The sequence below is a fragment of the uncultured Campylobacter sp. genome (genome assembly GCF_938030785.1).
Classification (GTDB): domain Bacteria; phylum Campylobacterota; class Campylobacteria; order Campylobacterales; family Campylobacteraceae; genus Campylobacter_B.
Genome location: NZ_CALHIK010000073.1, coordinates 1 through 3,504, shown reverse-complemented (window position 1 = coordinate 3,504; position 3,504 = coordinate 1). Strand labels below are relative to the sequence as shown.

General features: G+C 48.4%; 3 protein-coding genes. 1 reads left to right on the top strand and 2 read right to left on the bottom strand.

Annotated features, from left to right (window positions below):
* On the bottom strand, positions 1-2,100 hold a 2,100-nt coding region (locus Q0438_RS03975; RefSeq protein WP_299187594.1), incomplete at its 3' end, for a molybdopterin-dependent oxidoreductase.
* Positions 2,101-2,113: 13 nt separating this feature from the next.
* Complete coding sequence (locus Q0438_RS03970; RefSeq protein WP_299187592.1) at positions 2,114-2,680, bottom strand: hypothetical protein; 567 nt, start codon at positions 2,678-2,680, stop codon at positions 2,114-2,116.
* A gap of 127 nt (positions 2,681-2,807) precedes the next feature.
* Between Q0438_RS03970 and Q0438_RS03965 the strand changes: the two genes are divergently transcribed.
* The gene (locus Q0438_RS03965) at positions 2,808-3,389 is read left to right on the top strand and encodes a Crp/Fnr family transcriptional regulator (protein ID WP_299187590.1); all 582 of its coding nucleotides are present in this window, start codon (positions 2,808-2,810) and stop codon (positions 3,387-3,389) included.
* The last annotated feature ends 115 nt before the right edge of the window (positions 3,390-3,504 follow it).

Sequence of the window (3,504 nt, the reverse complement as noted above, 5' to 3'; positions counted from 1 at the left end):
CTCTCTGCCGCTAACCTCGGCAAAATTTCTGATGATCGAGTTGTTTAGCTGGCTGTGCAGGCGGTAGCGAGAGTGCGGGCTTACGATGTGGATCGGATACTTCGCCGTCTTTTTCGTATCGCCTAGCCACTCCTTAGGCTCGATCCAAGTAGGCATCGGCGGGCAGTCGGCATAGCCCATCTTAGCGATTACGGGCGAGTAAAGCTCGATCTTACCCGACGGCGTGCCGAGGCGGTTTTTGGCGGGATTTTCGCGAAATGCCGCAAGGCGCGTGTATAGTGCGCTGCTCTCGTCGTCCTTTTCAAAGCGCACGAAGCCTTTGTCGTAAAATTCCTCAAAGCTAGGCATCGTTATATTTAGACCTTTGGCTTGCTCTACGGCATCGGCGTAGAATTCCTTCATCCAGCCTAGCTCGTCCTTGCCCTCGCTAAAGACCTCGCCATATCCCCAGCGCTTGCAGATCTGCTCGCAGATCCAAAAGTCGCTCTTACTCTCGCCCATCGGCTCGATTGCAGGTCTGTAAGCGACTATATATTCGCCCGTAGCGCCCGTTTGGTTGATGTCGTTACGCTCGACCTCGATCGCGACGGGAAGCACGATGTCGCTAAGCTTCGCCGTACTCGTCCAGTAAGGCTCGGCGGTGATGACGGTGTCAAATTTACGCCACTGCCTCACAATATTATTCACGTCTTGATGGCGCGTAAACATCGATCCGCACGCCATATATGCGACTCTCATATGCGGCAGCTTGATCTTGGTGCCGTCATAATCGATCTGCTTACCCGGATGCTCCAGCGCCTCGATGCTGCGAGAGGACGGGATGGTGATGTTTTTCGCGTTTTTCCAAGGCGCAGAGCCCGTGTTTTCGTATTTTTCATCTATGCGCGTGCTAAGTCCCTTTAAAATCGGAGCCACTTTATTCGTAGCGCCCGCAGAACCGTAGCCCAGGCTAAATTCAAAGCCGAGACCCTCCTTGCCGATATATCCCAGCATCGCATTAAGCGCCACTAGCGCCCAGAAAGGCTGCTCGCCGTGATCTGCGCGTTGCAAACCGCGACCGATAAGGATCGTGGTCGGCTCCTTTGCAAGCGCCGTAGCAAATTTCGCAATAGCCTCCTCGCTGAGCCCGCAAATTTTGCTCGCCCAAGCGGCGTCCTTCACGATTTTATCGCTCTCGCCTAAAAAATACGCTTTAAATTTATTAAATCCGACGGTGTATTTTTTGATAAATTCCTCGTCGTAGAGGTTGTTCGTAAACAGATAATGGCACATGCCGATGATGAGCGCGGTATCGGTATTTGGGCGCACGATTATATCTTCGCTGCCGAAGTAACGCGCGGTATCGTTTCTCATCACGTTTACGCTGTAGGTTTTGATGCCCGATTTTTTAAGCTCTTGCATGCCGATATAGCCGTCATGCGTAGGCGGAATAGATGAAATTTGATTGGTTACCGCAGGATCGGTCGCCCAAAATACAACGTTTTTGGCGTTTTTGACGATCGCTTTCCATGTAGTAGGTGCGTCGTAAACGGCGCTACTGCCCAGCACGTGGGGCATGATAACGAGCCCAGCGCCGGTCGAGTAGTCGCCGCTTTCCTCTACGTAGCCGCCTAAAATTTTAAGCATTCGGTGCGCTACGGTGCGACCCCAGCCGATCTTGCCGCTGCCGCCCCACCAGTAGCACTCGCCGTAGATCGCCTCGGCGCCGTATTTGTCGAAATTTTCTTTTAAGGCTTTCGCCGCTAGATCAAGCGCTACGTCCCAACTAACGCGCACGAACTCCTCTTTGCCGCGCAGTTCGCTCTTTGCTGCACCTTTAGCCTTTAGATAGCTTTTGCGCACCATCGGATAGAGCACGCGGTTTTCGTTCTGCACGGAATCGGGCAAGCTATAATTCATCGTGTTTGGAAATTTATCGCCCTCGAATTCGCTTACCGAAACGATCTGCGACGAGTTTAAATTTAGCCAAAAAGTGCCGAATCTGTTCGCGCCGAATACCTTTTTATTATCGAAAATCGTCTGCGTAACCCCCTCGATCCTGCTAGCGCTTGCCGCGCTTGCGCCTAGAATTCCCGCCTTTAAAAAGTCTCGCCTTTTCATCTGATCTCCTTTATCATTCAGGTTTTTTTGCGTTGTGTTGTAGGTATTTTATTATCAAATTTAAATCGTCGCCCTCGAGCGCTACGTAGTTTGCATTGATCATCTCTTGCAGATTCGCAGGCCACTGATTTGCCGTGAAGCTATTCGGCTCGTGAAGCCTATGACATGCCGAGCAAATCTGCTCGTAGTTCGTCTTTGCTTCCGCATAAAGCGCCTTAGCGTCCTTGGCTACAGCATCCGAGCCGACCTCGTAAATCCCCTCGGCCTCATACCAGATCTCGCCGTAATCGTCCTCGAGCTTTTTACCCTTTTTAAAATTTGTTTCGGCCTCGTTCGCAAAGGTCGCGTAAATTTCAGCCTCTTTCATATTTTTTTGGATTTGAAGCTGATAGTTTTCGCTCACGACGCCTTTGATCTTAATCTTGGTGATATTGCCCTCGCCTGATAGCACCTCGATCGGCGTTAAAATTTGAACCTCGCCGATAGTTTTTCCGTCCTGTGAGATCGCCGTGGTTTTGGAGATCACCTCGCCGCCGAAAAGCGAACACGCACAGACAAATGAGATAAAAATTTTCCTCATAAAGTATCCTTTCTGGGTTGTCTTTAACGCGAATTATAAATCAAAAATAAATTTAAATTTGTCGCGATTGCGACGAATTTATCCTTTTTGAGTAAAATTTACGTGAAATTTTATGCAAAGAGCTGCTATGATAGATAGACTAAATAACGATTACAGCGAGAAATTCGACTTTTTAAGCAGGGAGCGTATTGCTAAATTTAGACGCGAGAGCTACGCTCGCGGCGACGTGATCTACGCGCAGAAGTTTAAATTTATCATTCTGCTGCGCGGCAGAGCGAAGCTAAACTGCTACGAAAACGGCAAGGAATTTATCTTTAGCTTCGTAAAAAGCGGCGCCTACGTCTGTTTGGATAAAAATACGAGCCTTGAAATTTTAAGCGACTGCGAGACGCTGCAGATCAATATCTCGGAGCTTTTTGAGCTGCTAGGAGATGAGTTTGCAAGCTCGATCATAAACGCGCTTATTAAAAACCTCCACTCGCAGCGGATTTTAATAAAAGAGATCGTCTTTGCGAAAATCCGGACGCGGATTTTAAATTTTTTAAATCGCATCGCAAACGCCGATAAGATCGTGGAGCTTCCCTTTAATATAATGACGCTGGCAAGCCTACTTGGAGCACCTCGCCAAAACGTCTCCTCGGCAATTACGAAGCTCGTAAACGACAAAAAGATCGTGAAATTAAAGGGCAATAGGATTAAAATTTTATAGTTTGGATCTGCGGGGCAGATCTAAATTTAAACGTGAGGGATATTTTGAGCGAAACCGCTTCATAAAACAAAGGGCTAAAACCAAAATGGGATTAGCCCTAAATTTAGCTTATTTG

Excerpts from the sequence above, each read along its gene's own strand:
- Q0438_RS03970 (WP_299187592.1), bottom strand. The coding sequence starts at position 2,680 with ATGAGGAAAATTTTTATCTCATTTGTCTGTGCGTGTTCGCTTTTCGGC.
- Q0438_RS03965 (WP_299187590.1), top strand. The coding sequence starts at position 2,808 with ATGATAGATAGACTAAATAACGATTACAGCGAGAAATTCGACTTTTTA.